Here is a 1,386-nt window from a genome sequence, read left to right on the forward strand (position 1 = left end):
GTGACTAGTCCTAAATAAGCGTTACAGTTTATTGACTAAATTAAAATAATTAATTGAGTTGTGAGTATTTCTTGCAACTCAATTTCTTTTTATAAGTTCTGATCTTAATTTTATTTTGTTTGTGCATTTGTTCTGGAGTCCTCATGTAACAAGAGTAATGAGGTCTGATTTTATTATATTTTTTAACAGCCTCAGCCACCATTAATTTCATTGTATTGGTATCGATCTTATATTGTTCTAATAAGAATTCATGTTTTAGTATCCCATTAATTCTTTCTGCAACAGCATTGGCATAGGGATCATATGATTCTGTCATACTGGGGATTAATTCTCTGTCCCTTAATACCTTCTGATATTCATTACAGCAATATTGAAGTCCCCTGTCTGAATGATGAATCAGCGGTTTATCTTTATATTGTCTGTTTTTAGCTGCCATCTTCAAAGCCCTAACGGATCCTTCTGCAGCCAAGCTGTCGGATAAATCATATCCCATTATTTTCTTAGAATATGCATCTGTAACTAAGGCCAGATAATTATTTCCCCTTCCTCCGATATACGTAATATCAGAAACCCATACTTGTTCAGGCCGATTAATATCAATCTCTTCAATTAGATTCTTGTGCTTATGAAAACGGTGATGACTATTAGTGGTGACATGATAACTCCTTTTGGGAGCGATTAACATATTATTCGCTTCCAAAATTGCAAACAGTTTATCTCGTCCAACATGGAGATCATTTAATTGATTCTCTAACAAATAATAGAGCTTTCGTGTACCGATTCGTGGCATTTGCATGCGTATTTCGTTTACCATTGAGACCACCAGGGTGGCAGTATCCTGCTTTACTGATGATATCCAATAACTGCGATAATAGCGTTGCCTGTTTATCCCGACCAACCCACAAAGATAAATTATGGCTTTCTGTGTTTCTTCGTGGACGCTTTTGATTGATCGGGGTAAGAGTTTTTTCTTACCGATATATGATACTCTTTTTCTGCCAATTCTATTACCTTATCCAATATTGCAGCCTTATCTTCGGTTCGAACAAGTTCTTCTTCCAAAAACCTGTTCTGACGCTCAAGCTGCCTTAGCTTTTGTTCAAGTTCCTTGATTTTCTGTTGTGGACTTTGCATAGCTTTAACTTGTAACCGGTTATCCGGATCAAAATTACAATATTTTCTACGCCAATTTGTAATTGTTCCATGTCCTTGAATGCCATACTTTCGCATGGCACCACCGATCGTGATGGATCCACTCTCAACTTCTGAAATAACTGCTAATTTAAAGGACAGGCTGTAATCCTTCTGGGTGCGTTTAATGTACTGATTCTCTAATTCTTCCATAACGTTAACTTTTTAGTGTAACGCTATTTCAGGACGAGACAA

The 1,386-nt window shown here is 36.4% G+C and carries 2 protein-coding genes; both read right to left on the minus strand.

Going from position 1 to position 1,386, the window contains the following annotated elements:
* Positions 1–49: 49 nt before the first annotated feature.
* Positions 50–898, minus strand: coding sequence for an IS3 family transposase (locus ACE1ET_RS20425; protein WP_375730280.1), 849 nt, complete (start codon positions 896–898; stop codon positions 50–52).
* A gap of 14 nt (positions 899–912) precedes the next feature.
* Positions 913–1,344, minus strand: a complete 432-nt coding sequence (locus tag ACE1ET_RS20430; protein ID WP_375730281.1) for a hypothetical protein — start codon at positions 1,342–1,344, stop codon at positions 913–915.
* Positions 1,345–1,386: the final 42 nt, after the last annotated feature.

Origin of the sequence: Quyinboa mangrovi, from assembly GCF_042219825.1 — a bacterium.
Classification (GTDB): Bacteria; Bacteroidota; Bacteroidia; order Bacteroidales; family UBA5342; genus JBHJHP01.